Annotated in this window: 1 protein-coding gene; it reads left to right on the top strand. The window is 70.0% G+C overall.

Annotation, left to right across the window (positions count from 1 at the left end; all coding sequences use genetic code 11):
* The coding region (locus ACY45C_RS11005; protein WP_462187522.1) for a helix-turn-helix domain-containing protein at positions 1 to 472 on the top strand (472 nt) is incomplete at its 5' end.
* Positions 473 to 610 lie beyond the last annotated feature (138 nt).

Genomic DNA, 610 nt, shown 5'->3' on the forward strand with positions numbered 1-610 from the left:
CGCCCGTATCCGGGCTGAAGCACTTCGCCTGCGGGAGCTGGGCTGGTCCTATCGCCGTATCGCCCGAAGACTGCAGACCCGCCATCACCTGAGCGCGCTCGCCGCGTTCCGCCTCGCGCACGGCTGGACGCAGGAGGAGGCCGCACGCCGCTGGAACGAGCGGTGGCCCGGTTCGGGGCCGGCCAAGACCGGTAAGACCTTCTCGTACTGGGAGAGCTGGCCGGCCAAGGGCGGCCGGGCGCCTTCCACACAGGTCCTGTCACGGCTGGCTGAGCTCTACCTGTGCCGGCCGGGTGATCTGCTGGACGGGCGGGACTACGGCGAGCTCGATGAGGGCTTCGAGGGAGGTGCGGGCCCCGCGGCCTCCGCCGGGTGCACCTGTGCAGCGGGCGGCACGGGTGGGGATGAGGAGGACGGGTGTGCGGGGCTGCGCTCGTTGGCTAGACTTGTCTTCCGCACGTGCGTGCGATGAGCTAGCTGCTTGATCTCTTGTTCGGATCACGTCGGGGTGACCGCGATCGGTAGTGACGGGTCTGGGACTGTTCCTGGCTGTGACGGTCGCGATGGACTACGGGCCGCCGAGCGTCGAGAAGCCGCTCGGCGCGCTGCC

The sequence above is a fragment of the Frankia sp. CcWB2 genome, assembly GCF_977927585.1.